This is a genomic window from Pararhodobacter aggregans, assembly GCF_003075525.1.
Taxonomy (GTDB): domain Bacteria; phylum Pseudomonadota; class Alphaproteobacteria; order Rhodobacterales; family Rhodobacteraceae; genus Pararhodobacter; species Pararhodobacter aggregans.
The window spans coordinates 39,234-62,843 of the sequence record NZ_QDDR01000004.1 but is presented as its reverse complement, the minus strand read 5'-3'; the positions used below and the strand labels follow the sequence as shown (position 1 = coordinate 62,843).

General features: G+C 69.5%; 25 protein-coding genes and 1 riboswitch. Of the genes, 19 read left to right on the top strand and 6 right to left on the bottom strand.

Going from position 1 to position 23,610, the window contains the following annotated elements; all coding sequences use genetic code 11:
* From DDE23_RS09295 to DDE23_RS09275, 5 genes are all read right to left on the bottom strand, one after another.
* Nucleotides 1-1,869, bottom strand: a complete 1,869-nt coding sequence (locus DDE23_RS09295) for a nitric oxide reductase activation protein NorD (RefSeq protein ID WP_107751004.1) — start codon at nucleotides 1,867-1,869, stop codon at nucleotides 1-3.
* A 5-nt stretch (nucleotides 1,870-1,874) separates the two neighbouring features.
* Nucleotides 1,875-2,669, bottom strand: coding sequence for a CbbQ/NirQ/NorQ/GpvN family protein (locus tag DDE23_RS09290; RefSeq protein WP_107751003.1), 795 nt, complete (start codon nucleotides 2,667-2,669; stop codon nucleotides 1,875-1,877).
* Nucleotides 2,670-2,671: 2 nt separating this feature from the next.
* On the bottom strand, nucleotides 2,672-4,021 hold the full coding sequence (locus DDE23_RS09285) for a cbb3-type cytochrome c oxidase subunit I (protein ID WP_107751002.1): 1,350 nt from the start codon (nucleotides 4,019-4,021) through the stop codon (nucleotides 2,672-2,674).
* An 11-nt stretch (nucleotides 4,022-4,032) separates the two neighbouring features.
* Nucleotides 4,033-4,485 (bottom strand): c-type cytochrome, encoded by a 453-nt coding sequence (locus DDE23_RS09280; RefSeq protein WP_107751001.1) that lies wholly within the window; start codon nucleotides 4,483-4,485, stop codon nucleotides 4,033-4,035.
* A gap of 136 nt (nucleotides 4,486-4,621) precedes the next feature.
* Nucleotides 4,622-5,317 carry a Crp/Fnr family transcriptional regulator gene (locus tag DDE23_RS09275; RefSeq protein WP_107751000.1) on the bottom strand — a complete coding sequence of 232 codons (696 nt, stop codon included), beginning with the start codon at nucleotides 5,315-5,317 and terminating at the stop codon, nucleotides 4,622-4,624.
* Between the two features lie 169 nt (nucleotides 5,318-5,486).
* Between DDE23_RS09275 and DDE23_RS09270 the strand changes: the two genes are divergently transcribed.
* The 14 genes from DDE23_RS09270 (at nucleotide 5,487) to DDE23_RS09205 (ending at nucleotide 16,963) form a co-directional block, all read left to right on the top strand.
* A complete protein-coding gene (locus DDE23_RS09270; RefSeq protein ID WP_107750999.1) occupies nucleotides 5,487-5,930 on the top strand; it encodes a pseudoazurin in 444 nt (147 codons plus the stop codon).
* A gap of 50 nt (nucleotides 5,931-5,980) precedes the next feature.
* Entirely contained in the window at nucleotides 5,981-7,186 is a 1,206-nt protein-coding gene (gene nirK / locus DDE23_RS09265) for a copper-containing nitrite reductase (protein ID WP_107750998.1), read from the top strand.
* Nucleotides 7,187-7,208: 22 nt separating this feature from the next.
* Entirely contained in the window at nucleotides 7,209-7,955 is a 747-nt protein-coding gene (locus DDE23_RS09260) for a formylglycine-generating enzyme family protein (protein ID WP_238149942.1), read from the top strand.
* Nucleotides 7,956-8,055: 100 nt separating this feature from the next.
* A riboswitch (cobalamin riboswitch) is annotated at nucleotides 8,056-8,273 on the top strand.
* A 131-nt stretch (nucleotides 8,274-8,404) separates the two neighbouring features.
* Complete coding sequence (locus DDE23_RS09255; RefSeq protein ID WP_107750997.1) at nucleotides 8,405-10,255, top strand: TonB-dependent receptor plug domain-containing protein; 1,851 nt, start codon at nucleotides 8,405-8,407, stop codon at nucleotides 10,253-10,255.
* Nucleotides 10,230-11,096, top strand: a complete 867-nt coding sequence (locus DDE23_RS09250) for an ABC transporter substrate-binding protein (protein ID WP_107750996.1) — start codon at nucleotides 10,230-10,232, stop codon at nucleotides 11,094-11,096. The genes DDE23_RS09255 and DDE23_RS09250 overlap by 26 nt, the downstream gene beginning before the upstream one ends.
* Nucleotides 11,093-12,082 (top strand): FecCD family ABC transporter permease, encoded by a 990-nt coding sequence (locus DDE23_RS09245; protein WP_107750995.1) that lies wholly within the window; start codon nucleotides 11,093-11,095, stop codon nucleotides 12,080-12,082. The genes DDE23_RS09250 and DDE23_RS09245 overlap by 4 nt, the downstream gene beginning before the upstream one ends.
* A gap of 8 nt (nucleotides 12,083-12,090) precedes the next feature.
* Nucleotides 12,091-13,101, top strand: a complete 1,011-nt coding sequence (locus tag DDE23_RS09240; protein ID WP_107750994.1) for a DUF6925 family protein — start codon at nucleotides 12,091-12,093, stop codon at nucleotides 13,099-13,101.
* The gene (locus DDE23_RS09235) at nucleotides 13,098-13,901 is read left to right on the top strand and encodes an ABC transporter ATP-binding protein (RefSeq protein WP_170121801.1); all 804 of its coding nucleotides are present in this window, start codon (nucleotides 13,098-13,100) and stop codon (nucleotides 13,899-13,901) included. The genes DDE23_RS09240 and DDE23_RS09235 overlap by 4 nt, the downstream gene beginning before the upstream one ends.
* Before the next feature lies 1 nt (nucleotide 13,902).
* Nucleotides 13,903-14,304, top strand: coding sequence for a hypothetical protein (locus tag DDE23_RS09230; RefSeq protein WP_107750993.1), 402 nt, complete (start codon nucleotides 13,903-13,905; stop codon nucleotides 14,302-14,304).
* The gene (locus DDE23_RS09225) at nucleotides 14,301-14,936 is read left to right on the top strand and encodes a MotA/TolQ/ExbB proton channel family protein (protein ID WP_107750992.1); all 636 of its coding nucleotides are present in this window, start codon (nucleotides 14,301-14,303) and stop codon (nucleotides 14,934-14,936) included. The genes DDE23_RS09230 and DDE23_RS09225 overlap by 4 nt, the downstream gene beginning before the upstream one ends.
* Nucleotides 14,929-15,303 carry a biopolymer transporter ExbD gene (locus tag DDE23_RS09220; protein ID WP_107751232.1) on the top strand — a complete coding sequence of 125 codons (375 nt, stop codon included), beginning with the start codon at nucleotides 14,929-14,931 and terminating at the stop codon, nucleotides 15,301-15,303. The genes DDE23_RS09225 and DDE23_RS09220 overlap by 8 nt, the downstream gene beginning before the upstream one ends.
* Nucleotides 15,300-15,683 carry an ExbD/TolR family protein gene (locus DDE23_RS09215; protein ID WP_107750991.1) on the top strand — a complete coding sequence of 128 codons (384 nt, stop codon included), beginning with the start codon at nucleotides 15,300-15,302 and terminating at the stop codon, nucleotides 15,681-15,683. Before DDE23_RS09220 ends, DDE23_RS09215 begins: the two co-directional genes overlap by 4 nt.
* A 76-nt stretch (nucleotides 15,684-15,759) precedes the next feature.
* The gene (locus tag DDE23_RS09210) at nucleotides 15,760-16,488 is read left to right on the top strand and encodes an energy transducer TonB (protein ID WP_238149941.1); all 729 of its coding nucleotides are present in this window, start codon (nucleotides 15,760-15,762) and stop codon (nucleotides 16,486-16,488) included.
* Nucleotides 16,489-16,639: 151 nt separating this feature from the next.
* A complete protein-coding gene (locus DDE23_RS09205) occupies nucleotides 16,640-16,963 on the top strand; it encodes a 2Fe-2S iron-sulfur cluster-binding protein (protein ID WP_107750990.1) in 324 nt (107 codons plus the stop codon).
* Between the two features lie 23 nt (nucleotides 16,964-16,986).
* On the opposite strand, the gene DDE23_RS09200 is transcribed toward DDE23_RS09205, so the two are convergent.
* Complete coding sequence (locus tag DDE23_RS09200; protein WP_107750989.1) at nucleotides 16,987-17,478, bottom strand: MarR family winged helix-turn-helix transcriptional regulator; 492 nt, start codon at nucleotides 17,476-17,478, stop codon at nucleotides 16,987-16,989.
* 72 nt (nucleotides 17,479-17,550) lie between these two features.
* Here DDE23_RS09200 and DDE23_RS09195 point away from each other — a divergent pair, with 72 nt between their 5' ends.
* From DDE23_RS09195 to DDE23_RS09175, 5 genes are all read left to right on the top strand, one after another.
* Nucleotides 17,551-19,221, top strand: a complete 1,671-nt coding sequence (locus tag DDE23_RS09195) for a dihydroxyacetone kinase family protein (RefSeq protein WP_107750988.1) — start codon at nucleotides 17,551-17,553, stop codon at nucleotides 19,219-19,221.
* 75 nt (nucleotides 19,222-19,296) lie between these two features.
* Nucleotides 19,297-20,508, top strand: a complete 1,212-nt coding sequence (locus DDE23_RS09190; RefSeq protein WP_107750987.1) for a cytochrome P450 — start codon at nucleotides 19,297-19,299, stop codon at nucleotides 20,506-20,508.
* Nucleotides 20,509-20,557: 49 nt separating this feature from the next.
* Nucleotides 20,558-21,673, top strand: coding sequence for a type 2 periplasmic-binding domain-containing protein (locus DDE23_RS09185; protein WP_107750986.1), 1,116 nt, complete (start codon nucleotides 20,558-20,560; stop codon nucleotides 21,671-21,673).
* A 74-nt stretch (nucleotides 21,674-21,747) separates the two neighbouring features.
* Nucleotides 21,748-22,275, top strand: a complete 528-nt coding sequence (locus DDE23_RS09180; RefSeq protein ID WP_107750985.1) for a TRAP transporter small permease — start codon at nucleotides 21,748-21,750, stop codon at nucleotides 22,273-22,275.
* On the top strand, nucleotides 22,275-23,588 hold the full coding sequence (locus DDE23_RS09175) for a TRAP transporter large permease (RefSeq protein ID WP_107750984.1): 1,314 nt from the start codon (nucleotides 22,275-22,277) through the stop codon (nucleotides 23,586-23,588). Before DDE23_RS09180 ends, DDE23_RS09175 begins: the two co-directional genes overlap by 1 nt.
* The last annotated feature ends 22 nt before the right edge of the window (nucleotides 23,589-23,610 follow it).

Below are 23,610 nucleotides of genomic sequence, written 5' to 3'. Positions count from 1 at the left end.
TCAGGTCTCCTGCGTGAGGTGGCGATAGATGTCGGGAAGGGCGCGGGTCAGGCGGCCGGGATCGGGCAGCAGAGTGAAACCGCCGCGGCCGAAGATGCGGGGGAACCAGTCCTGCCCGTCCTCGTCGATGACCACGCCATGCAGGGCAAGCCCCGCGCGCCGCGCCTCGCGCACCGCCATGCGGCTGTCCTCGATCCCGTGCTGGCCCTCGTAATGGTCAAGGTCGTTGGGCTTGCCGTCGGTCAGAACGATGAGCAGGCGGCGGGTGGCGCTCTCCTGCTGCAACTGGGCCGAGACGTGGCGGATCGCGGCCCCGAGGCGGGTGTAATGCCCGGGCCTCAGACCACCGATACGGGCCCGGGTCTGTGGGCTGACCGGATCGGCGAAATCCTTGACGCGGCTCAGGAACACCCGGTCCCGGCGCAAGGAGGAGAAACCCCAGATCCCCAGCCGGTCGCCCGCGGCCTCGATGCCCTCGGCCATCGCTGCCATGGCTTCGCGTGCGACTTCGATCACGGACGTGTCGCCGATCGCCGACTCGGTCGAGCGCGAGGTGTCGATCAGGAAAGCGACGCTCAGGTCACGTTCCACCTGCCGCGCGGCCTGCCAGATGCGGTCCGACCCCCGCCCGGTAGCGCGCAGGTCGGTCTGTGCGGTCAGCAGCGCGTCGAGGTCCAGCTCAGCACCCTCCACCTGCCGCGGTTGCAGCAGGCGGCGCGGGCGCAGGGCCTCGAACTGGCGCCGGACCTCGCGGATGCGGCGGGGATTGCCGTGATAGGCGGCGTTTTCCTCGGCCGGGGCGTCGAGGACGCGGGCATGATCGGGCATATAGGCCCGCGCGCGGTGGTTCCATTCGGGATAGGTATGGGTGCCGGAAAGCCGTTCGTGATCGGCATCGGCGGGCGAGAGGTCCAGATGCAGCCTGAGCCGCGTCGCCGCCTTGCGGTCGTTGCGGCTGAGGGTCAGACGGTCCTGATCGTCGGCGGCCTTGGCCGCGTTCTCGTCGTCGTCGTCATCGACGGAGCGGTTGACGTTCAGCGCCTCGACCCAGCTGAGGATCGCCTCGAAGCGGTGGACGATGAAACTGTCGCGCCGGTTCGCCTGATCCAGATCGCGGCGCTGACCGAACTTGCGCTTGGTGACAGCGGCCGAGGGGGCGGGGCCGGGTTCGGCCTCGGGTTCCGGCGCGGCATCGCCCGAGCAGGGACGTGCCCAGTGCAGCCAGAGGGGGACCGGCGCGAAAGCAAGGTGCCCGCGACTGGGCGGCGGCGCTGCGACCGGGACTTCGTTCTTCAGTGCCGCTTGCAGCAGGGCCTCGACCGCGCGTTCGGAGCCGGGGCCGGGAAGAGGGCGCTGCGCCAAAGCCAGCGGCAGCATCCGGCGATGCGACTCGCGCAGGCCGGGACAGGCGGCAAGCACGGCGCGGGTGGCGGCGGTATTGGTGGCGATCTGGGCGAAATCGGCCTCGGGGCCACTGTCGGGCAGCGTTTCGGGCGCCTGACCCAGCGCGGCCATCGCCGTAAGCCAGAGATAGCAGGCGCGGTTGAGCCCAACCTCGGGGAAGGCGTCGATGGTGGGCGGCAGCGAGAGCCGCTCTCCGTCAAACCGCGCGCGGGTCTGGGTGTCGCGCCCGGCCGCCAGCTTGCGGGTCAGGCTGGGGCGATGGGTGATCGCGGTTTCCGGCGCCTCGACCAGGTCGACCGAGGCCGCGCCACCAAGCGCGCGAAACAGCAGCGCCAGCGAGGGGCGGACCGAGGCCAGTGTCACCCCGGCCTCGGGGTAATGCGGCGTGGCGCCCAGACCCTGCGCGAGCCCGTGCCAGATCTCGCCCACCGTCTCTTCCGGCGCCATCAGGTCGAGTATGCGCATTCCCGTCACCCGTAGATGGTGGCGACGACATCGCGCAGCGCGCGCTGCACATCCGCCTCGTCGGTCATCGGCTCGATGATCGCGGCCTCGATGGCCTGCATCACCCCCATTCCGGAGGCCATCAGCGTGGCGGCATAGATCAGAAGGCGGGTCGAAACCCCCTCCTCCAGATCCATACCCGACAGCCGCCGGATCGCGCCGCCCAGCCGGACCAGCGGCGCCACACGCCCGGCCTCCAGCCCGCTTTCGCGCGCGACGATGGCGATTTCCGCCTCGGGCTGCGGGAAGTCGAAGCCGATCGACAGGAAGCGCTGGCGGGTCGAGGGTTTCAGCCGCTTCAGCACATTCTGGTAGCCCGGGTTGTAGCTGGCCACGAGCATGAACTCGCGCGGCGCCACCAGTTCCTCGCCGGTGCGGTCGATGACCAGCGTGCGGCGGGTGTCGGTCAGCGGGTGCAGGACCACGGTCACGTCCTTGCGGGCCTCGACCACCTCATCGAGGTAGCAGATCCCCCCCTCCCGCACGGCGCGGGTCAGGGGGCCGTCGACCCAGATTGTCTCGCCGCCCTTGAGCAGATAGCGCCCGATCAGGTCGGCGGCGGACAGGTCGTCGTGGCAGGCGACGGTGTGCAGCGTCTTGCCCAGCCGCGCCGCCATATGCTCGACAAACCGGGTCTTGCCGCAGCCGGTCGGGCCTTTCAGCAGCAGGGGCAGGCCCTTGGCATGGGCGGTCTCGAACAGGGCGCATTCGCGCCCTGTCTCCTGATAGAACGGCAGCCGGGGGGTGTCCTGGATACCCATGGTCATTCCCCCGCCAAAGGCTGGGCGCGGCCCGGCGCGATGATCTCGTGACGGCGGGCGACCAGCAGCGCATAGATCAGCACCAGCGCACCCGTGACCACCGCCACACCCGAACCGAAGCGCATCAGGTAGAACAGCGACAGCCCGTCCTGCACGCTCATGAAGTCATCGCCCAGCACGCGCTGCATATGGGTCTGGATCGTCCCCGCGAAGGTGAGCGTGAAGGTCATGAAGGCCATGCCGCCGGTCATCAGCCAGAAGGCGCCCATGTTGATGACCTGATTATAGGGATCGCGGTTGCGCAGGATCGGCATCGCATAGGTGAACATCGCCAGGTTCAGCGCGACATAGGCGCCATAGAAGGCGAGGTGCCCGTGCGCGGCGGTGATCTGCGTGCCGTGGGTGTAGAAGTTGACCCCGTGCAGCGTGTGCAGGAAGCCCCAGACCCCGGCGCCGAAGAAGGCCACGGTGGAGGACCCCAGCGACCATAGCAGCGCCGCCTTGTTCGGGTGATTGCGACGGCCCTTCCAGACCATGACGAAGGCGAAGGACATCATCAGGAAGAACGGCACGACTTCGAAGGTCGAGAAGATCGAGCCGATCCACTGCCAATAGCCCGGCGTGCCGATCCAGTAATAATGGTGTCCGGTGCCCAGGATGCCCGAGATCAGCGCCGTGGCGACGATGATATAGAGCCATTTCTCCACCACCTCGCGGTCGACGCCGGTCAGCTTCAGCATCAGGAAGGCGAGGATCGCAGCCATCACCAGTTCCCAGGTCGCCTCGACCCAGAGGTGAACGACGAACCACCAGTACATCTTGTCCAGCCCGAGGTTCTCGGGGTTGATGATGGCAAAGACCCAGAGCAGCGACAGCAGCCAGAGGCCCATGAGCAGGACGTTGGTGATCGCCGTCTTGCGGCCCGCCAGCGCGGTCATGGTGATGTTGAACAGGAAGATCAGCGCGGCAATGAGGATGCCGAACTTGACCCACAGCGGCTGTTCCAGAAACTCCCGCCCGCCGTGGATGCCGACTAGGTAACTGCCCACCGCGCCCAGCGTGCCGATCACCAGGATGGCCAGCTGCAGATAGGCCAGTTTCGCCGAATAGAGTTCGCGCTCGGCTTCCTCGGGCACCAGGAAATAGGCCGCGCCGAAGAAGCCCAGCAGCAGCCAGACCACCAGCGCGTTGGTGTGGATCATGCGGACGATGTTGAAGGGCAGGATCTCGGACAGGAAATTGGGCGAGACATAGATCCAGCCGGCGAGCAGCCCGCCCATCACCTGGATCGCGAAGAGGGCCAGCGCGACGAGGAAGTACGCATAGGCCACTTTCTGGGTTTGGTATTTCATGGGTTTTCTCCTCAGCCCGCGTCGTTGGGCGGCCAGCCCTGGGTGTCCATCTGATCGGCCCACCGCAGGAATTCCGACAGGGCGCGGGTCTCCTCGGGCGTCAGGTGGAATTGCGGCATCTGGCGGCGGCCCTCGATCCCCGAGGGCTGGGCCTGCATCCAGGCGTCCAGCACCTCATAGGCGGCCTCGGGGTCATCCAGCACGCCCCAGCGGGTCATGACATTGCCGACCTCGGGCGCGAAATAGGCACCTTCGCCGTGCAGGCTATGGCAGTTGATGCAGGAATGGCGCTCCCACACCTCCTTGCCGAGCGCGACCTCGGGGGTCAGCGGCATCTGGGCGGTGGAGGTGTTGACGATGTATCGGTGGCTCTGGACAGCGAGCACGCCGAACACCGCCACGAAGAATATGGATCCCCCGTAAAAGATGTTCCGTGCCCGTGTCTTGGTCAGGATCTCTGCCATGCTCGGGTCTCCAGGATGGTCACTCAGGACCCCCGGGTTAACCTGCGTCCGCAGGGCAGGTTTTGCGCAAACGCAAACTTTGGCGTGAAAGGCGGGCTTTGGCGCGAAAGGCGACTTTGACGCGAAGGATGGGCGCTCAGCCCCGGTGCTGCGCGCAGGCCTCGAGCCGCGCGCGGTCCAGCACCGTGATCCGCCGGTGCTGCGACTGGACCACCCCCTCGCGCTGCCAGGCGCTGAGCAGGCGGCTCACGGTGTGCAGCGTGGTGCCGGTCATTTCCGACAGGTCCTGACGGGTCAGGGGAAAGTCGATCTCGACCCCGGCTTCGGTCGGGCGGCCGGTCTGGGTAATCAGCCGCAACAGCGCGGTGGCGATCCGCGCCTCGACATGCAGCGTCGCCAGTTCCTGCATCCGGCTCTGGATCTCGCCCAGACGCACGCCGACCGTGCGCGCCGTGCTCAGGCTGAACCCCGGGTATTGCCGGGTGAAATCGTCCCACAGCCCCGTCGGCCAGCACAGCACGATGCATTCCGCCGCCGCCACGGCGCGGCCGGGATAGGTCTCGCGCCCGATGGCGCGGGCGATGCCGAACAACTGGCCGGCGGGGATGTGCAGGACGGTGATCTGCTCGCCCGCCTCGGTGGAGCGGACAACGCGGATATAGCCGTCGAGCAGCAGGAAGAATCTGTCCGCCGGTTCACCTTCGCGAAAGATATCGGCGCCAATCTCGAACCGCCGTGACACCGCGCCGTCCAGGATCCGGCGGATATCGGTGCGCGACAGGCCGTCAAAAGGCGGCAGATGGGTCAGCAGGGATTCGTCAAGGCGTGGCAAGGGCTTCTCCGCTCCGGTGCTGGCCTTCCCTTGTCCCTGTTCGGCGGGGCCGAGTCAAATTTCGCATCGCCCACAATAACAGTCGGACTTTGCGCTTGCTCAAAGATTGAGGCGCGGCCCGGCAGTACCAAGCCGCCATGACGACACCGCGAACCAAAGGATGTTACAGATGAAACGGACCGCCATGACCGCCACCGCGACCGCCCTCGTGCTGATGCTGGGCCTTGCCGGCGCGGGTTACGCCGAGACCCATCAGGTGCAGATGCTGAACCGGGGCGAGGCCGGGCCGATGGTCTTCGAACCCGCCTTTCTGCGCGTTGCCCCCGGCGACACCGTGCATTTCGTGGCCACCGACCGCGGCCATAATGCCGAGTCGGTCGACGGCATGATCCCCGCGGGGGCCGAGGCCTTTACCAGCCGCGTCGGCCAGGAGCTGGAGGTCACGCTGGACACCGAGGGCCTCTATGGCGTCCGCTGCACGCCGCATTACGCCATGGGGATGGTGATGACCATCGTCGTGGGCGAGGCCAGCACCGCGCCCGAGGATTTTCTGGCCGGGCGCATCCCGCCCCGGGCGCGCGAACGCTTCGAGGCGCAGCTGGGCAACCTCTGACCTCTCCGATCTTCCCGTTGATGCCAAGACTTACAAACCAGGAGGACATGATGTCCAAGCAGATCAACCCGGGCCTTCTTCCCACCAGCCGCCGTGGCATCCTGCGCGGCTCGATGCTGGCCGGAGCCGCCGCCTGGGCCGGCGGTGCCGCCCTTGCCGGACCCGCGCAAGCCAAACGCGGCGCCCTGCCCCGCGTCCCCTCGCTGCAAAAAAGCGGCGAGGCCGTGCCCGAGGCCGCGAGCCCCGCGGTGGATCTGAGCGGCTATACCCGTGTGCGCCAGGAACTGGTGGCGCCCCCCTTCGCGCCCGAACATGAGCAGGTCGCGACCGGCGGGCCGAAGATTGTCGAGATCACGCTGGAGACCGAGGAACGCCTGCTCACCATCGACGAGGATACCGGCGCCGAGATCTGGGCGCTGACCTATAACGGCTGGGTGCCGGGCCCCCTGATCGTCGTCCATGAGGGCGATATGGTCGAACTGACCATCCGCAACCCCGTCAGCAGCATGATGGAGCACAACATCGACTTCCACGCCTCGACCGGGGCGCTGGGGGGCGGGGCGTTGACCCATGTCTTCCCGGGCGAGGAAGCGGTCCTGCGCTGGAAGGCCACGAAACCCGGCTGCTTCACCTACCATTGCGCGCCGGGCGGCGCGATGATCCCCTATCACGTCTGCCACGGCATGAACGGGGCGGTCATGGTGCTGCCGCGCGACGGGCTGAAGGACCGCGACGGCAATGCGCTGAGCTATGACCGGATCTTCTACATCGGCGAGCAGGATTTCTACCTGCCGGTGGATGAGGACGGCACCTACAAGACCTATGCCGCCGCGGGCGACGATTACGCCGAATCGATCGAGGCGATGCGCAGCCTGACGCCGACGCACAGCGTCTTCAACGGGGCGGTCGGCGCCCTTACCGGGGAGAATGCGCTGCGCGCCAATGTCGGTGAAACCGTGCTGATGGTCCATAACCAGGCCAACCGCGACAGCCGCCCGCATCTGATCGGCGGGCACGGGAATTACGTCTGGGAAAGCTCGTTCTCGGATCCGCCCCTGACCGGGATGGAGACCTGGTTCGTGCGCGGCGGCTCGGCCGTGGCGGTGCTGTACACCTTCGAGCAGCCGGGCGTTTATGCCTATGTCAACCATAACCTGATCGAGGCCGCGATCCTCGGCGCCACGGCGCATGTGGTGGTCGAAGGGGCCTGGAACAACGAACTGATGGAACAGGTCGTGGCGCCGCGCGCCTTCTGACCTGCCGACCGGAGTCCCCGCCATGACCGCCGCCGCAATCCCCGCCCTGCCCGCCCGGCGCCCAGCGTCCCGGTTCGCCGCCGCGGGTCTGGCACTTCTGGCGGCGGTCATCACCCTGGGGGCGGGCCTGATGCCGGCCCGCCCCGACCTGCTGCCCGGCCCGGAAATGGCCGCCGAGGCCATCCTCCTGCCGGACGGACACCGGCTTCAAGTGCAGCGTTTCGAGGTGACGGTCGCCGAATGGAACCGCTGCCATGCCGAAGGCGCCTGCGGCCTTGCCCTTCAGGCCCCGGCGGCGCTCGACCCCGCGACCACGCCCGCCACCGGCATCAACTATCTGGACGCGCAGGACTACCTCGCCTGGTTCAACCGGCGCAGCGGTGGCGGCTACCGGCTGCCCAGCTCGACCGAATGGCAGGCGATGGCGAAATCCGTGCTGCCCGAGGCCCCGGATCCGATCTTCACCGACCCCAATCTCCGCTGGGCCTCGGCCTATCTGCTGGAGACCAACGCCCCGCGCCGGCTGCGCGCACAGGGCGCCTTCTCGACCACGGCCGAGGGGATCGCCGATCTCGACGGCAGCGTCTGGGAATGGACCTCGGACTGTGTGCAGGGCCCGGATGTGGCACCTGACCGCTGCGCCGCCTTCTACGTCGGCGGCGAGCATCTGGCGCCGCTGTCCTATCTGGTCCGCGACCCGGCCCGCGGCGGCTGCGCCACCGGCACACCCCCGGCGCATCTGGGCCTGCGGTTGGTCCGCGATCTCTAGTCCCCGGCACCGCTCCGCCCCCGGGCAATCGCCGCCATCAGCCATCCCGGACACTTCCCGCCGGGCACCGGCATCGCTTGACCTTGGTCGAACCGCGATGCTACCCAAAGGGCGTTCCGGTTCCTGCGCGGTGTCACCGTGCAGGACGCAAGAAGGGAACCCGGTGCGTGCCCCGCCATGGGGCGCTATTCCGGGACTGCCCCCGCAACTGTGAGCGGCGAGTGCGGTCGGATATGCCACTGGGGCCCCTTGCCCCGGGAAGGCCCGGCCAAGCGATGACCCGCGAGTCAGGAGACCTGCCGGCACATCACCCTGTTCCGGGCGCGGAGGGCGCCAGGGCAACGGCCATGCCGTCGCGGTGAGTTTCACCCGCGGCGGTCTCATCACCCCGCACATCGTTGTTTCGACGGCACCTTTCCCGGGTGTCTGCGCATCCGTTCGGGGGTTCCATGCGCCTATTGCCTTCCCTAGTCTCCAGCCTGGCCCTGGTGGCCGGACCTGCCAGCGCGCAGACCTATTACGACCTCGGCACGCTGATCCTCAGCGCGGGCCTGACGCCCGTCGAGGAAGACAGCCTCGGCCGCGCCGTGACCCTTGTCACCGGCGAGGAAATCGAGGAACGCGGCCTGACCACCGTGCAGGAGGCGCTGCGCGCGCTGCCCGGTGTTGCGGTCTCGGGCTCGGGCGACAGCTTCACCCAGGTCCGCATCCGCGGGGCCGAGGCCAATCACACGCTGATCCTGATCGACGGGATCGAGGCCGCGGGCGGGGATGGCGAATACATCCTCAGCGGGCTGGAAACGGCGATGATCGAGCGCATCGAGGTCCTGCGCGGGCCGCAATCGGTGGTCTATGGCTCGAATGCTTCGGCCGGGGTCATCAACATCGTCACCCGCCGCGCCACGCCCGGCCTGACGCGCGAAGTCTCGGTCGAGACCGGCGCGGCGCACCGGGCCTCGGGCTTTCTGGGCTGGCGCGGCGAGCGGGGCGGTGTGTCGCTGGCGCTTTCGCACCTCGATGACCTCGGGTACGACAATTCCGGCAGCGGCGGCGAGCGGGACGGCATCCGCCGCAGCTCCGCGATCCTGTCGGGCGATTACGCGCTGAGCGACGACCTGAGCGTCGATTTCACCCTGCGCCGGTCGCGCGAGCATTACGATTACGATGCGACCGACTGGATGGCGACCGACTGGCGGGGCTATGTGGTCGACGACCCGACCCTCTTCAGCGACCGCGACGAGCTGACGGCGGGCCTGGGCCTGACCTATGAACAGGCGGGCGGGCGGCTGGTGCATCGCCTCTCGCTGGCCACGACGCGCAACAGCCAGGCCAGCAGCGGCGGCGCCCCGACCGAGACGCGGACCGATGCCGTGCATTACCGGCTGAGCTTCGGCCTCGACGGCGCGCCGGTCGAGAGCGCCGCGCATCTTCTGACCGCGATGCTGGAATGGGAGCGGGATTCGAGCAGTTCGAACCCGCTCTATGACCGGGCCAGCACCTCCTATGCGTTGGAATACCGGGGCGAATTCGGCGGGCTCTCGGTGCAGATGGGCGGGCGCTACGACGACAACCGGGTCTTCGAGGATGCGGCCACCTGGACGCTGGCCGCGGCCTATGACCTCGGCGGCGGCTGGCGGCTGCATGGCTCGGCCGGCACCGGCGTGGTGAACCCGAGCTATTTCGAGCTCTACGCCGCCGCCTTCGGCTATATCGGAAACCCCAATCTGCGGCCCGAGCGCAACCTGTCCTTCGACCTGGGGCTGGAGATGCCGCTGGGAAGCGAGGGCGTGCTGGATGTCACCCTCTTCCGCGAGGTGATGACCGACGAGATCACCGCCGTTTCGACCGGCCCCGGCAGCTGGAGCTACATCAACCAGAGCGGCGACAGCCTGCGGCATGGGGTGGAAGTCAGCGGCCGCACGCAGCTGACCGAAACGCTCGGGCTGCGGATGGCCTATACTTGGCTCCGGGCAGAAAACCCCGATGGCAGCGTCGAGATCCGCCGCCCGCGACACGAGCTGTCGCTGGGCGCCACCTGGGGCTTCGCGCAGGGTCGCGGCAGCCTCAGCGCGGATCTGCGCCATGTGCGGGGCAATTGGGACACGCAGTTCTGGGGCGCCAATCCCACGGTCGAACTGCCCGCCTACACCACCCTCGACCTCGCCGCGCAATACGAGCTGAGCCCGCGGGTGACGCTGGTCGGGCGGGTGGCGAACCTGTTCGACGCCGAGGTGATGGATGTCTGGGGCTACGCAGGACGGGGGCGGTCGGCCTATGTCGGTCTTCGCGCGCGTTTCTGAGGGGCTGGCCGCCGTGCTGGCGCTGGCCCTCTGGGCCGGCGCCGGCGCGGCGCAGACGGCGCCGCCCGCGAGGGTGGTGTCGATGAACCTCTGCACCGACCAGTTGGCGCTGATGCTGGCGGCGCCCGGACAGCTGATCTCGGTCAGCTACCTCGCCCATGACGGCGCCGTGGCCCCCTTGCGGGACGCGGCGCGCGCCCTTCCCGCCAATCACGGGCTGGCCGAAGAGATCTATATGCTGCAGCCGGACCTCGTGCTGGCAGGGCGCTATTCCACCGTCGCCACGGTGGCGATGCTGCAGCGGCTCGGCGTGCCGGTGATCCGCTTCGAGCCCGAGAACAGCCTCGACGAGATCGAGGGCGCCCTGACGCAGATGGGCGCGGCGCTGGGGCGCGAGGCCGAGGCCGAAGCGCTGATCGCCGGGTTCCGCGCCGACCGTACCCGGCTGGCCGCGTCCCTGCGCGACGCCCGCGCCGGGACCGAGGGGCCGCGCGCGGTCCTCTATTCCGCGCGGGGCTGGACCGGGGGGTCGCGGACCCTCTCGGGTGACATCCTGCGCGAAGCCGGATTGCGCAATATCGCCGATGAGCTGGGTCTCACCTGGGGCGGCATGGTGACGCTGGAATCGCTGCTCATGGCCGATCCCGACCGGCTGATCCTCGGCCAGCCCGGCCGCAGCCCCGACGGCTGGTCCGAGGCCCGCGCCCTGCTGCATCACCCGGCCCTGCGCCATAGCCGCGCCTATCGCGCGGGGGTCGCGGCGAATGACCGCGACTGGGTCTGCGGCACGCCCCATGTGCTGGACGCCATTGCCCGGCTGATCGACGAGACCACGCCATGAACCGCCTGCTTGTTCCCGCCCTTGTCGCGCTGGTGGCGCTGCTGTTCCTCGCCTCGATCCTGATCGGCCCGGCTTCGGTGCCGGTCACGGACAGCCTGTCCGCGCTGTTTCGGGGCGATGGCGGGCCGCTGACGCTGGTCATGCGCGAACTCCGCCTGCCGCGTGCGGTGCTGGCCGCCGCCATCGGCGCGGGCCTCGGGCTGTCGGGCGCGGTGATGCAGGGTTATCTGCGCAACCCGCTGGCCGAGCCGGGCCTTCTGGGCGTCTCGGGCGCGGCCGCCCTGGGGGCGGTGCTGGCCCTGCAGACCGGCCTTGCCGCCGCTTTCGCGCTGGCCCTGCCGCTCGCAGGCCTCACGGGGGCCTTCATCGCCGTGCTGGTGCTGGCGCTGCTGGCAGGCCCGGCGGGCGGCGCGCTGACGCTGATCCTGGCCGGGATCGGCGTCTCGGCCCTGTCGGGCGCGGGGCTGGCCCTGGTGCTGAACCTGTCGCCCGATCCTTTCGCCGCGCAGGAGATCGTCTTCTGGCTGATGGGTTCGCTGGCCGATCGGTCCTGGAGCCATGTCGCCCTCGCCCTGCCCTTCATCATTCTCGGTTGCGCCCTGCTCCTGACCCAGGCCCGCGCCCTTTCCGCGCTGACACTCGGCGAGGATGCCGCCGCCTCAATGGGCGTGAGCCTCGGCCGGCTGCGGGCAACCGTGCTGCTGGGCACCGCCGCCGTGGTCGGCGCCGCCACCGCCGTGGCCGGAGCCATCGGCTTTATCGGCCTGATGGTGCCGCATGTCCTGCGCCGCGCCACGCGGGGCGATCCGGCGCGGCTGCTGCCGGTCTCGGCGCTGGGGGGCGCGGCGCTGCTGCTCGCCGCCGATATCGCCGTGCGGCTGATCCTGCCGGGGCGCGATCTGAAACTGGGGGTGCTGCTGGCGATCCTCGGTGCGCCCTTCTTCCTGATGCTCATCCTGCGCACCCGTTTCGCGCAAAACGCCTGAGGTCCGCCATGAACCTGACTGCCACCGTCTCGCTGCTCGAACGCCATCTTGCCGATCCCGGCACCGGCTGGTCGATGGGCTCGTTCGGCGCCATCGCCGAGTTCCGCCACGACCCCGAGGAACCCGCCTCGGCCGAGGCGATGATGCGGGTCACCGCACGCGGCGGCATCCGCCTGTCGCTGCCATCCGAGCTGCAGCCGGTGGCCTGCGAGACGCTCTCGCCCCGCGCCGGGCGCTGGGGGCAGTCGCTGATGCTGTGCCTGCCGACCGAGGCCGCCGCCATGTCCGGGCGTGCGGTCCTGACCGAGCTTGGCCCCGACCGTGACGCCCTGCGCCCCGAGGACCGCGGAGCGGTTCTTTTCGACATGGGGTTGGCCCAGCCGCAGGTCGATTTCTGCATCCGCACCGCCGATCCCGCCCTGCTGGCCGTGCTGCGTGCCGCCGCCGGGCAATCGCTGATGGCGCCCGACAACCCGGCGATGGCCGCGATCCTGCGGGCCCATCCGCATCGCGTGGCCCTGACCCGGCTGGGCCGGGTCGAGGTGTTCCAGAAGATCGGAGGGCCCGATACCGGCGGCGTGTCGCCCCCCGGGCCCCATACCCATGTCCTGCCCCGGCTTCTGCGCGGCGGGCGGACGCATTCCGCCAATCAGGCGATCCCGCCGGGCCTCGTGCCCTGTGCCGGGCTCCATCCGCCAAGCCCCTTCACCGATGGCGAGGGCCGCGAGAAACCCTATGACCCCGAGGCCGCCCGCGGCTGGGCCTGGCTTTACGACCGCTTCGGCCCTGCGGATCTGGCGCTTCTGAAGACCGAGCTGATGCAGCATCTGCGGGCGGGCGTCGCGCCCGAGGTGCTGATCCTGCCCGAGGGCCGCGACCAGCGCCGCACCCTGCGTGTGGGCCTCAGGCAGGCGGCGCGCGAGGGCGGGGTGGATGCCGACCTGCTGGGGCGCTGGTTGCTGATGCACGACGGCGGGGTCGAGGCGCCCGAGGACACGCCCGAAAGGCTCGGACATTGAGCGCACCCCTCCTTGATCTGCGGGAGCTGGGCGTCAGCCGGCACGGGCGCGCGCTGCTGTCCGGTGCCTCGCTCAGCCTGCGTCCCGGCGATTGCGTCGGGCTGATCGGGCCGAACGGCGCGGGCAAGACCACGCTGTTGCGCGCAGCCTTGGGGCTGATCCGTCACACCGGGCATTCCTCGCTGGCCGAGATGAACGCCGCGGCCCGCGCCCGCCACGCAGGCTTCCTGCCGCAGACCCGCACCGTCGCCTGGCCGATGCCGGTCCGCGATCTGGTGGCGTTGGGCTTGCTGCCGCACCGGGGGCCGGGCGCCGCCACCCCTGACAGCGCGACCCGCCGGATCGAAGCGGTTCTCGACGCGCTGGATCTCGCCGCCTTCGCCGACAGGTCGGCGACCGACCTCTCGGGCGGGGAGCTCGCGCGGGTGCTGCTGGCACGGGTGCTGGTGCAGGACACGCCCCTGATCCTGGCCGACGAACCCGCGGCCGGGCTGGACCCGGCGCAACAGATCGCCCTGATGCAGCGGCTGCGGCAGCTGGCCGAGGGCGGGCGGGGCATCCTGGTCTCGCTGCACGATCTGGGCCATGCGGCGCGCTTCTGCACCCGGCTGGTGGTGATGGAGCGCGGCCGGATCGTCGCCGATGGCGAGCCCGCCGCAGTCCTGACCGAAGCGCGCCTCGCCACCGTCTTCGGCCTGCGCGCCGGCTTCATCGACACGGCGGAGGGCCGGTTCCTGCTGCCCTACGCCCTTGCCCATCCGGGGGCCGACCGCGCCCCTGCCCCGCTGCACGGAGCCTGACATGACGCTGCTGTCCCGCTGCCTGACCCTCGCGCTCATCCTTGCCGCCAGCCCTGCCACGGCGGGGCCAATCCGGCTGGAACTGAACGCGCTGCAACCCCAGGACGACGCCTGCCAGATCGTGTTTGTCGCCCAGAACGACAGCGGTGCGGATCTGGACCGGCTGGTGCTGGAGGCGGTGCTGTTCGACACCGCGGGACAGGTCGCGGCGCTGACCCTCTTTGATCTGCAGAACCTGCCCGCGGCGCGGATGCGGGTCCGGTCGTTCCGGATGGCGGGTCTTGCCTGCGACAGAATCGCGCGGCTTCTGGTCAACGGCATCGACAGCTGTGCGCCCGAGGGACCTGCCTGCGCCGCGCCCCTCGCCCTGGAGACCCGGGTGCCGGTCGAGATGCTGCAATGAGCCCGCTCCCCGAGGCTCTGCGCAAACTGGCCGATCTGGGCGGCCCGGTGGTGATGATCCTGATCGCGCTGTCGGTGATCGCGCTGGCGCTGATCCTGGTCAAGCTGGGGCAGTTCCTGCGGCTGGGTGTCGGGCGGCATGGCGCGTTGGAGCAGGCGCTCGCGGCCTGGGACCGGGGCGAGGCCGAGCGCGCCACGCAGGCCGCCGCCGCCGCCCCCTCGCATCTGGCGGCCCTCGCGGTCGCCGCCTTGCGGGCCGCCCCGAACCCCGCGCAAGACGCGGTGCGGGCGCGGCTGACCGGGCTTGCCGCGGCCCGTCTGGCGCGGCTCTCGGCCGGGCTCAGGCTGCTCGATTCCGTGGCGCAGGTGGCGCCGCTGCTGGGGCTCTTCGGCACGGTGCTGGGCATGATCGAGGCCTTCCAGGGCCTGCAAGCGGCGGGCGCCGCCGTCGATCCCTCGGTACTGGCGGGCGGGATCTGGGTGGCGCTCCTGACCACCGCCGTGGGCCTGGCCGTGGCCATGCCCGCCTCGCTGATCCTCAACTGGTTCGACGCCCGCATCGCCCGCGAGGCGCTGATGGCCGAACGGATCATCGACACCGCCCTTTGCGCCGGTCTCGGTGCCGATGGCTAGCCTCGTCCCGCCGCCGCGCCGGGCCGCGCTGTCGCTCACCTCGCTGATCGACGTGATCTTCCTGCTGCTTCTGTTTTTCATGCTGACCTCGACCTTCACCCGTTTGGGCGAGCTGGACCTCTCGCCCGGAGGGCCGGGCGGCGGGGCCAGCGACCGCCCGCCGGTCTTCGTGCAGCTCGCGCCTGACAGCCTGCGGGTCAACGCCGTGGAAGCGCCGGTCGCCGACCTCGCCGCCCGTCTCGCTGCGCTGGCAGGCGAAGGCGGCATGGTGCTGATCGCGCTGTCCGAGGGGGTCGAGGCGCAGCGGCTGGTCGATATTCTCGCCACCCTGCGCGGCGCGCCTTTCGGCATCCGGGTGCTGCCATGAGCCTGCACCGACCCGTCCGCCGCACCAAGGGCGAGCCGGTGATCGGGCTCATAAACGTCGTCTTCCTGATGCTGATCTTCTTCCTGATCGCCGGGACGCTCGCCCCCTCGCCCGGCGAGGGGATCGCCCTGGTGGATCTCGGCGATACGCCGCTGCAGCCGCCGCCCGATGCGCTGGTCCTGACCGCCGAGGGGCAGTTGCTGCAGGGCGGGGCCGAGACCGATGCCGCCGGCTATCTCGCCACCCTCACCGAGCCGCGGGTGGCCCGCATCCTGCCCGACCGACAGGTCCCGGCCAGCACGCTCGTCACCCTTGCCGCCGCTCTGACCGAGGGCGGGGCCGCGCGGGTGGTGATCCTGGGTGAACGGGGCGTGCGGTGAGGGGGGCGGGTTTCGCCGGACGGGTCGCGGGTGCGGCTGACCCCGGATCCAAGGCATCCGACCGGAGGCGCGCCGCATGAGGCTGTCGCGTCAGGCCATGGCCACCGGGCCCGGCTGGAAGGGCATTGCGCTGGCAGGGGTTCTGTCGCTCCTCGCCCATGGCGCGGTACTGGTCACGCTGGCGCCGCCGGACGTCGAGGTGGCAATCGCCGGAGGCGGCGCAGCGGTCCCGGCAGCGCTCGGCAGCGATTTTCGCGATTTCGCGCGGGGCGCTGTGCCCACGGTCCCCGACATGGCCGCCAGCGCGCCATCCCCGACAGGGACGACACCCGCCCCTTCCCCACCGGCCGAAAGCGCCATCGCCGTCCTGACCGCCGACGCCGATACGCCCCGCCCGCAACGACGCCCGGACCGCGCGGCGCGCCCCGCGCGGCGCGCACAAACGGGCGGCGACAGCGACCGCTCCGCCCGCCGCGGCAGCGCCGATGGCGCCCGGGGACAGGCCGAGACCCAAGCCGCCACCCGGGCCAGCGCCCCCGGGACTGCTGCGGTCTCCTCCTATCCCGGCGAGGTCATGCGTCAGATCCAGCGCGTGCGGCAGGCGCGGGTTCGGGCGCGGGGGGCGGCCACCGTGGTCTTCACCATCGCCGCGGATGGCCGTCTGGCCTCCGCCGCGCTGGCCCGGTCCTCGGGCAGCGCCGACCTCGATCAGGCCGCGCTGGATCACCTCCGTCGTGCCGCGCCCTTCCCCGCCCCTCCCCCGGGCGCGCAGCGCGATTTCTCCTTCGAATTCCGCGGTCGTTAGGGGCCGCTTGCCCGGTCCGCCGCCGACCGGCGCGCAAACGAGGGGCGGCGGCGACGCCTGAAACGGGCCGTCGAGCCCGGCCTCTTCCCTCACAAATCGAGTTGCAAATTAAACTGGTTGTATTATGAACCGCGTGAGAGGAGTGTCCCGCATGGTCAATCTAACCTTTGTCAGCGCCGAGGGGCGCCGCACCGAGCTGTCGGTTCCGGCAGGCACCAGCATCATGCAGGCGGCCGTCCAGAACGGCGTTGCCGGGATCATCGGCGAATGCGGGGGCTCGGCGATGTGCGCCACCTGCCATGTCCATATCGACCCGGACTTCGCCGACAGGCTGCCACCGATGCAGGACATGGAAGAAGCGATGCTCGACTGCGCCGCCGCGCCGATTGACGCGCGCAGCCGCCTGGGATGCCAGATCGAACTGGAGCCTGACCTGGACGGGCTGGTGGTCCATCTGCCGGAAACCCAGCAGTGAACAGCCCTGCCCTGAGCCCAGCGTCAGTCGCGGCCCATCAGCGCGCGGTCGACGGCATCGACCTTGGCGAGGTTCTCGCGCAGCCGTTCCATCAGCGCGAAAAGCCGGTCCAGCTCGGCCTCGTCCAGCCCGTCGAGCAGCGCCGCCTCGCGTTGCAGGGCGATGGCGATGATCTTGTCATGCAGCTCGGCCCCCGCCTGCGTCAGCCACAACAGGCGCCGCGCGCGGTCCAGCCGGGCCACGACATAGCCCAGATCCTCCAGCCGCCGGGTCGAGCGGCTGACGACGGATTTGTTCATCGCCACCATCTCGCCCACCCGCAGGGCCTGGATGCCGGGCTCGTTGCGCAGGGCCGAGAGGATGCGCCATTCGTTCAGACCGATGTCGAAGAGATGCAGGTACAGCTGCGACGCGCCCCAGGCGAGGCGGTTGTTCAGCACCGACAGATAATAGGGCGCATAGCGCCCCGCCTGCACCGAAAGACCGCTTTCGGTGATGAGGTCGGGATCGTTCATGCCAGGGCCTCCTGCGACTGGGGCCTGTCTAGCCAGCAACTTGTTTAATTGCAAACCGGGAGGGGAGCCGCGATGAAAAAGCTTATCAACGAGGTGAAGGATGTCGTGCCGCAGGCGCTGGCCGGGCTGGTCGCGACCTCGAACGGATTGCGGCTGATCGAGGGGACGACCATCGTTGTCCGCGCGGATCTGGAAGTGCTGCGCGCCTCGGGCAAGGTCGCGTTGATTTCGGGTGGCGGCTCGGGGCATGAACCGGCCCACGCGGGCTATGTCGGGCGCGGGATGCTGACGGCGGCGGTGGCGGGCGATGTCTTCGCCTCGCCCTCGACCGATGCGGTGCTGACGGCGATCCGCGCGGTGGCGGGCCCCGGCGGCGTGTTGCTGATCGTCAAGAACTACACCGGCGACCGGCTGAACTTCGGTCTGGCGGCGCAGATCGCCCGGGGCGAGGGGATCGCCTGCGAGGTGGTGATCGTCGATGACGACGCGGCGCTGGGATCGGCGGAAAAGACCGCCGGGCGGCGCGGCATCGCCGGAACCGTGCTGGTCCACAAGATCGCCGGTGCCGCGGCCGAAGCCGGGCTGCCGCTGGCCGAGGTCAAGGCGCGGGCCGAGGCCGCGGTGGCCGCCACCGGCTCGATGGGTGTGGCACTCAGCCCCTGCATCGTCCCCGCCGCCGGGACCCCGAATTTCGAGCTGGCGCATGACGAGATCGAGCTGGGCCTCGGCATCCACGGCGAGGCAGGCCTCAGCCGCGAGGCCCTGCGCCCTGCCGCCCATCTGGCCGAGGCGCTGATCGGCACCATCGCCCGGGATCGCGGGCTGAAGGCCGGGGATCGCGTGGCGCTGTTGGTCAACAACCTCGGCTCCACCCCGCCGATGGAGATTTCCATCGTCGCGGGCGACGCGCTGGCGGCCTGCGCAGGGCTGGGGCTGGAGGTCGCGCGGGTCTGGTCGGGCACCTACCTTACCGCCATCGACATGGCGGGCGTCTCTCTCTCGCTGATGGCGCTGGACGATGACAGGCTGGCAGCGCTGGACGCCCCGGCCGAGGCTCCGGCCTGGACCCTGCCGGGTCTGCGTCAGGGGATGACCCTGCCCGCCCCGGCGGTGGCCGAACCCGTCACCGCGACGGGCCACGCCGATCCCGCCGTGATGGCCGCGCTGGTCGCGGGGTGCGAGGCGCTGATTGCCGCCGAACCTGAACTCACGCGCATGGACCAGATCGTCGGCGACGGCGATATCGGCCGCTCGCTGGCCGGCGGGGCCGAGGCGCTGCTGGCCGAACGCGCCACGCTGGAGGGGCTGACCGGCGCCACCTTCTGGCGCCATGTCGGCGCGGTGGTGCGCCGTTCGACCGGCGGCACCTCGGGCCCGCTCTACGCCATCCTCGCCTTCGGCGTCGCGAATGCGCTGGAAGTGACCGAGGGTGAGGCTGGCACATTGTTGGCCGAAGCCTTCGCCCAGGGTGTGGCAGCGCTTTGCGAGCTGGGCGGCGCGGCCCCCGGCGACCGGACCATGGTGGATGCGCTGGCCCCGGCCGTTGCGGCGATGGCGCGGGGCGGCGACCCGGCCGAACGCCTGAGCGCCGCCGCCGCCGCCGCCCTTCAGGGAGCCGAGGCGACCAAGGCGATGAAGCCCCGCCGCGGACGCTCCAGCTATGTCGGCGACCGGGTTCTGGGCCATCCCGATCCGGGCGCCGTGGCCGTGTCGCTCTGGCTTCAGGCCGCCGCCAGACGGTGAACTGTTTCCAAAGATACAATCCACTTGCAAATTAAATGAGTTGCTAATTAAACTAGCAACGGAGGAGGAGACCCCATGCCCGCAAGCGACTCGCTCGACCGGCCCATTCTGGACATCGACCCGTTCAGCCGGGAAAGCATGGACAACCCCATCGCCCTGGACGAGGCGATCCGCGCAGCCGGTCCCGTGGCCTGGGTGCCGAAATACGGCTTCTGGATCACCGGCCGGGACAAGGTCGTGCGCGAGGTCTTCGAGGATTGGCGCCGCTTCTCCTCGGCCTTCGGCACGGGCCTGACCAATGTCGTGCGTGACGAGCCCTGGCGCAAACCCTCGGTCATTCTGGAGGCCGATCCGCCGGTCCACACGCCCAACCGCAAGGTGCTGGCCCGCGTCCTGTCGCCCGCCGCGCTGCGCAAGATGGCCGATGATTTCCGGGCCGAGGCCGAGCGGATCGTCGATGCGCTGCTGGAACGCGGCGGCGAGGTCGATCTGGCAAGCGAGCTGGCCTTCGCCTTCCCGTTCAAGGTGCTGCCCGACGCGGTGGGCCTGCAACCCAGCGGGCGGCATCATCTGATGCCCTATTCCGAGTTGAATTTCAACGCGATGGGCCCGAAGAACGACCTCTATTACGCGGCCCGCAAGGTGGTCGAGGAACAGGGCACCTTCGAATATGTCGCGGCCCAGATGGCCGAGGAAAACCTTGTCCCGGGCGGCTTTGGCGAAGAGATCTATTCCTATGTCCACCGCGGCGAGATCAGCGCCGAGGATGCGGGCATGCTGGTTCGCGCCTTCATCTCGGCGGGCATCGACACCACGGTCTTCGGCATCGGAATCGCCATGAAGGCGCTGATCGAGCACCCCAGCGAATGGGCCAAGCTGCGCGCCGATCCGACGTTGGCCCGCGCCGCCTTCGAGGAGGGGCTGCGCTGGTTCGCGCCCTCGCCGGTCATCGGCCGCACCACCAGCGGCCCGACCGAACTGGCCGGCGTCCAACTGGGCGGCGAGGAGAAGGTGATGATGTGGCTGGCTGCCGCCAACCGCGACCCCGAGCGCTGGGACGATCCCGACACCTATGACATCAGCCGCCGCACCGTGGGGCATCTGGCCTTCGGCACCGGCATCCATGGCTGCGTCGGCCAGATGGTCGCGCGGCTGGAGGCGGAATCGGTGCTGGGCGCGCTGGCCCGCAAGGTTTCGCGGATCGAGCTGACCGGCAAACCCGAGAATGTGCACATCAACTGGCTGCGCGGCTATCACAGCCTGCCCGCCCGGTTGACCGCAGCCTGACAGACCATTCGTCCAGCGCCACGTCGGCGCGATTTACTGGGAGGAGTAAATGACCATGAAGACCCTGACCCTGACCACCGCCGCCCTGGGCCTGATGGCCTCGGGCGCGCTGGCCCAGACGCCGATCTACGGCTCCTGGCCGCCCGCGTCGGATTACCTGAACACCGACACCCTGCCCGAGGCCTTCGCCATGATGTCCGAGGCCACCGGCGGCGCTTTGCAATGGGAACTGATCGCGGGCGGCCAGCTGGCCGATGGCCGCGGCACGCTGGCGGCGGTGACTGACGACCTGATGCAGGGCGGCCTGCAGATCCCGGTCTACACGCCCGAGGCCATGCCCTCGCTGACGCTGCTTTATTCCATCGTCGTGCCGGGCGATGACCCGATGGCGGTGGCGGCGGCGGCGGCCGAGACGGTGTTCCTGCACTGCCCCTCCTGCCTGACCGAGGCGCGCGAGAACAACGCGCTGCTGTTCGGCGGCTTCGCCTCGGCCTCCTACCGGCTGATGTGCACCCAGCCGACCGCGTCGCTGGCCGACATGTCCGGGCGCCGCGTCCGCGCCACCGGCGGTTATGGCGAGATGGCGGTGATGGGCGGCGCCACGCCGATGTCCGTCACGTTGACCGAAGCCGTGGGCCTTCTGCAGCGCGGCGGCCTCGATTGCCTGATGGCGACGCGCGAATGGCTGCAGACCTATGGCTACGGCGAATACGCCCGCTACGTCACCGACCTGCCGTTGGGCAACGCCGCGCCCGCCGTCGGCCTGCTGATGAACCGCGACCTCTTCACCGGCCTCTCGGCCGAGGAACAGGCCGCCGTGATGCGCGCCTCGGCCTTCATCACCGCCAAGCACACGATCGGCAATTACGTGCTGCGCGATCAGGAGAGCTTCGAGAACCAGCAACAGGTCAACGGCGTCGAACTGGTCGAACCGGCCGATGACCTGCGCGCCATGGTCGAGGGCTTTGCCGAGCACGACCGCGCCCGCCTGATCGGCGTGGGCCAGACGCTGGGCGTCGAGGATCCCGAAGCGCTGATCGACGCCTATCTGGCGGCCGTCGATCGCTGGCGCCCGGTGACCGCGGAACTGGGCACCGATGTGGACGCCTGGACCCAGCGCATCTGGGACGAGGTCTTCGCCAACGTCGATCCCTCGACCCTCTGAGACCCACGGGACAGACAAGAGCGGGGGTGCGGTATCGCGCCCCCGATTCCCCTCTGACGGACCGAAGGCCGATCATGAAAGCCCTCCATAGAATAATCTCGAAGATCGCCGATGCGCTCTTCGCCGTGTCGCTGGCGGCCGGCGTCCTGATGATGGCGCATGTGACCATCGACGTTCTGTCGCGGACCCTGTTCAACGCGCCGCTGCCCGGCACCGGCGAGATCACTGCCAGCTATTACATGATCGCCGTCGCCTTCCTGCCGCTGGCCTGGGTGACGCTGCGCGACGAACATGTCACCGCCGACATCTTCGTCAGCGCCCTGCCCGGCCCGATGCGCGCGGTCATCGCCGTGCTCGTCGATCTGCTGGTCATCCTCTATGTCTCGGCCTTCGTCTGGCAGACCTGGGTATCGGCCCTTGCCCGCACCCGGCGCGGCGAGGTCTGGGAGATTCTGGGCGGCTTCCTGCCCATCTGGCCGACCCGCTGGATCCTGCCCATCGCCGGGGCGGCGATGGTGCTGGCCATGATCTTCCGGCTGGCCGCCCGGCTGACGCGAACCGATCCGATCACCGGCCAGCGGCTGGGCAAGGAGAACGCCTGATGGATCCGTTGACTTTCGGCCTGATAACCCTGGGCTGCATGCTGGGCCTGATCGCGCTGCGCGTGCCGATCGGCGTGGCCCTTGGCGTGGTCTCGGTGCTGGGCCTCGCCTATGTCCGCAACTTTCCCATCGCCCTGTCGATCCTGCGCGAAAGCCCCTTCGCCTTTGCCGCAAGCTGGGACCTGACGGCGATCCCGATGTTCCTGCTGATGGGGGCGATTGCCAACCATTCCGGGATTTCCTCGGCCCTGTTCCGCGCCGCGCGGCTGTGGTTCAGCGCGTTGCCCGGCGGGCTGGCGGTCGCGGCCAACATGGCCTCGGTCGGCTTCGCGGCGGCCTGCGGCTCGTCGCTGGCCTCCTCGGCCGCGATGGGGCGGCTGGCGATCCCCGAGATGCTGCGCGCGGGCTATGACCGGGCGCTGGCCACCGGCGTCGTCGCCTCGGCCGGGACGCTGGCCGCGCTGATCCCGCCCTCGATCATGCTGGTGCTCTATGGCGTCTTCGCCGAGGTCTCGATCTCGCGCCTCCTGATCGCCGGGATCGTGCCGGGATTCCTGACCGCGGCGGCCTATGTCGCGCTGATCGTGATCCGCTGCAAGCTGAACCCGGCGCTGGCGCCGAGGCTCTCGGACGAGGAATTGCAGACGCTGAAGGCCGACCGGTTGTCGGCGTTGCGCGAGGTCTGGCCGGTCACCGCGCTGATCCTCGGCATCATCGGCGGGCTTTATGGCGGCATCGTCACGCCCACCGAGGCAGGCGCCACCGGCGCCGCGCTGGCCCTGCTGATCGCCATCCTGCAGCGCCGCATCAACATGACCAGTTTCATCGATTCCCTGAAGGAATCGATGTCGGGCACGGCGCAGATCTTCTTCGTCGGCATGGGCGCGGTGATGTACACGCGGCTTCTGTCACTGACCGGCGTCTCGACCCTGCTGGCCGATATGGTCGGCGGCTATGCGGGCGACCCGTTGATGGTGATCCTGGCCATCTCGGTCGTGTTCCTGATCCTGGGCATGTTCCTCGATCCGCTGGGGATCATGCTGATAACCCTGCCCGTCTTCCTGCCGATGATGAAGGCGCTGGGGCTCGATCTGATCTGGTTCGGGATCATCGTGGTGAAATACGTCGAGATCGGGATGATTACGCCGCCCCTTGGCATGAACGTCTTCGTGGTGAAATCCGTGACGCCCTCGGTGCCGATCTGGACGATCTATCGGGGCGTGTTGTGGTTCCTGCTGGCCGAGGTCGTGGTCATGGCCCTGCTGATCGGCTTCCCGCAGATCACGCTCTTCCTGCCCAATCTGATGCGCTGAGACCAAGACGCCCCGGGAAATC

What these genes read in the sequence shown, in the direction of transcription:
- DDE23_RS09260 (WP_238149942.1), top strand. Translation starts at nt 7,209, where the DNA reads ATGACCGCCGCCGCAATCCCCGCCCTGCCCGCCCGGCGCCCAGCGTCC.
- DDE23_RS09245 (WP_107750995.1), top strand. Translation starts at nt 11,093, where the DNA reads ATGAACCGCCTGCTTGTTCCCGCCCTTGTCGCGCTGGTGGCGCTGCTG.
- DDE23_RS09190 (WP_107750987.1), top strand. Translation starts at nt 19,297, where the DNA reads ATGCCCGCAAGCGACTCGCTCGACCGGCCCATTCTGGACATCGACCCG.
- DDE23_RS09280 (WP_107751001.1), bottom strand. Translation starts at nt 4,485, where the DNA reads ATGGCAGAGATCCTGACCAAGACACGGGCACGGAACATCTTTTACGGG.
- DDE23_RS09180 (WP_107750985.1), top strand. Translation starts at nt 21,748, where the DNA reads ATGAAAGCCCTCCATAGAATAATCTCGAAGATCGCCGATGCGCTCTTC.
- DDE23_RS09200 (WP_107750989.1), bottom strand. Translation starts at nt 17,478, where the DNA reads ATGAACGATCCCGACCTCATCACCGAAAGCGGTCTTTCGGTGCAGGCG.
- DDE23_RS09220 (WP_107751232.1), top strand. Translation starts at nt 14,929, where the DNA reads ATGGCTAGCCTCGTCCCGCCGCCGCGCCGGGCCGCGCTGTCGCTCACC.
- DDE23_RS09255 (WP_107750997.1), top strand. Translation starts at nt 8,405, where the DNA reads ATGCGCCTATTGCCTTCCCTAGTCTCCAGCCTGGCCCTGGTGGCCGGA.
- DDE23_RS09205 (WP_107750990.1), top strand. Translation starts at nt 16,640, where the DNA reads ATGGTCAATCTAACCTTTGTCAGCGCCGAGGGGCGCCGCACCGAGCTG.
- DDE23_RS09175 (WP_107750984.1), top strand. Translation starts at nt 22,275, where the DNA reads ATGGATCCGTTGACTTTCGGCCTGATAACCCTGGGCTGCATGCTGGGC.
- nirK (WP_107750998.1), top strand. Translation starts at nt 5,981, where the DNA reads ATGTCCAAGCAGATCAACCCGGGCCTTCTTCCCACCAGCCGCCGTGGC.
- DDE23_RS09290 (WP_107751003.1), bottom strand. Translation starts at nt 2,669, where the DNA reads ATGGGTATCCAGGACACCCCCCGGCTGCCGTTCTATCAGGAGACAGGG.
- DDE23_RS09270 (WP_107750999.1), top strand. Translation starts at nt 5,487, where the DNA reads ATGAAACGGACCGCCATGACCGCCACCGCGACCGCCCTCGTGCTGATG.
- DDE23_RS09285 (WP_107751002.1), bottom strand. Translation starts at nt 4,021, where the DNA reads ATGAAATACCAAACCCAGAAAGTGGCCTATGCGTACTTCCTCGTCGCG.
- DDE23_RS09250 (WP_107750996.1), top strand. Translation starts at nt 10,230, where the DNA reads ATGTCGGTCTTCGCGCGCGTTTCTGAGGGGCTGGCCGCCGTGCTGGCG.
- DDE23_RS09215 (WP_107750991.1), top strand. Translation starts at nt 15,300, where the DNA reads ATGAGCCTGCACCGACCCGTCCGCCGCACCAAGGGCGAGCCGGTGATC.
- DDE23_RS09230 (WP_107750993.1), top strand. Translation starts at nt 13,903, where the DNA reads ATGACGCTGCTGTCCCGCTGCCTGACCCTCGCGCTCATCCTTGCCGCC.
- DDE23_RS09225 (WP_107750992.1), top strand. Translation starts at nt 14,301, where the DNA reads ATGAGCCCGCTCCCCGAGGCTCTGCGCAAACTGGCCGATCTGGGCGGC.
- DDE23_RS09210 (WP_238149941.1), top strand. Translation starts at nt 15,760, where the DNA reads ATGAGGCTGTCGCGTCAGGCCATGGCCACCGGGCCCGGCTGGAAGGGC.
- DDE23_RS09195 (WP_107750988.1), top strand. Translation starts at nt 17,551, where the DNA reads ATGAAAAAGCTTATCAACGAGGTGAAGGATGTCGTGCCGCAGGCGCTG.
- DDE23_RS09295 (WP_107751004.1), bottom strand. Translation starts at nt 1,869, where the DNA reads ATGCGCATACTCGACCTGATGGCGCCGGAAGAGACGGTGGGCGAGATC.
- DDE23_RS09185 (WP_107750986.1), top strand. Translation starts at nt 20,558, where the DNA reads ATGACCATGAAGACCCTGACCCTGACCACCGCCGCCCTGGGCCTGATG.
- DDE23_RS09240 (WP_107750994.1), top strand. Translation starts at nt 12,091, where the DNA reads ATGAACCTGACTGCCACCGTCTCGCTGCTCGAACGCCATCTTGCCGAT.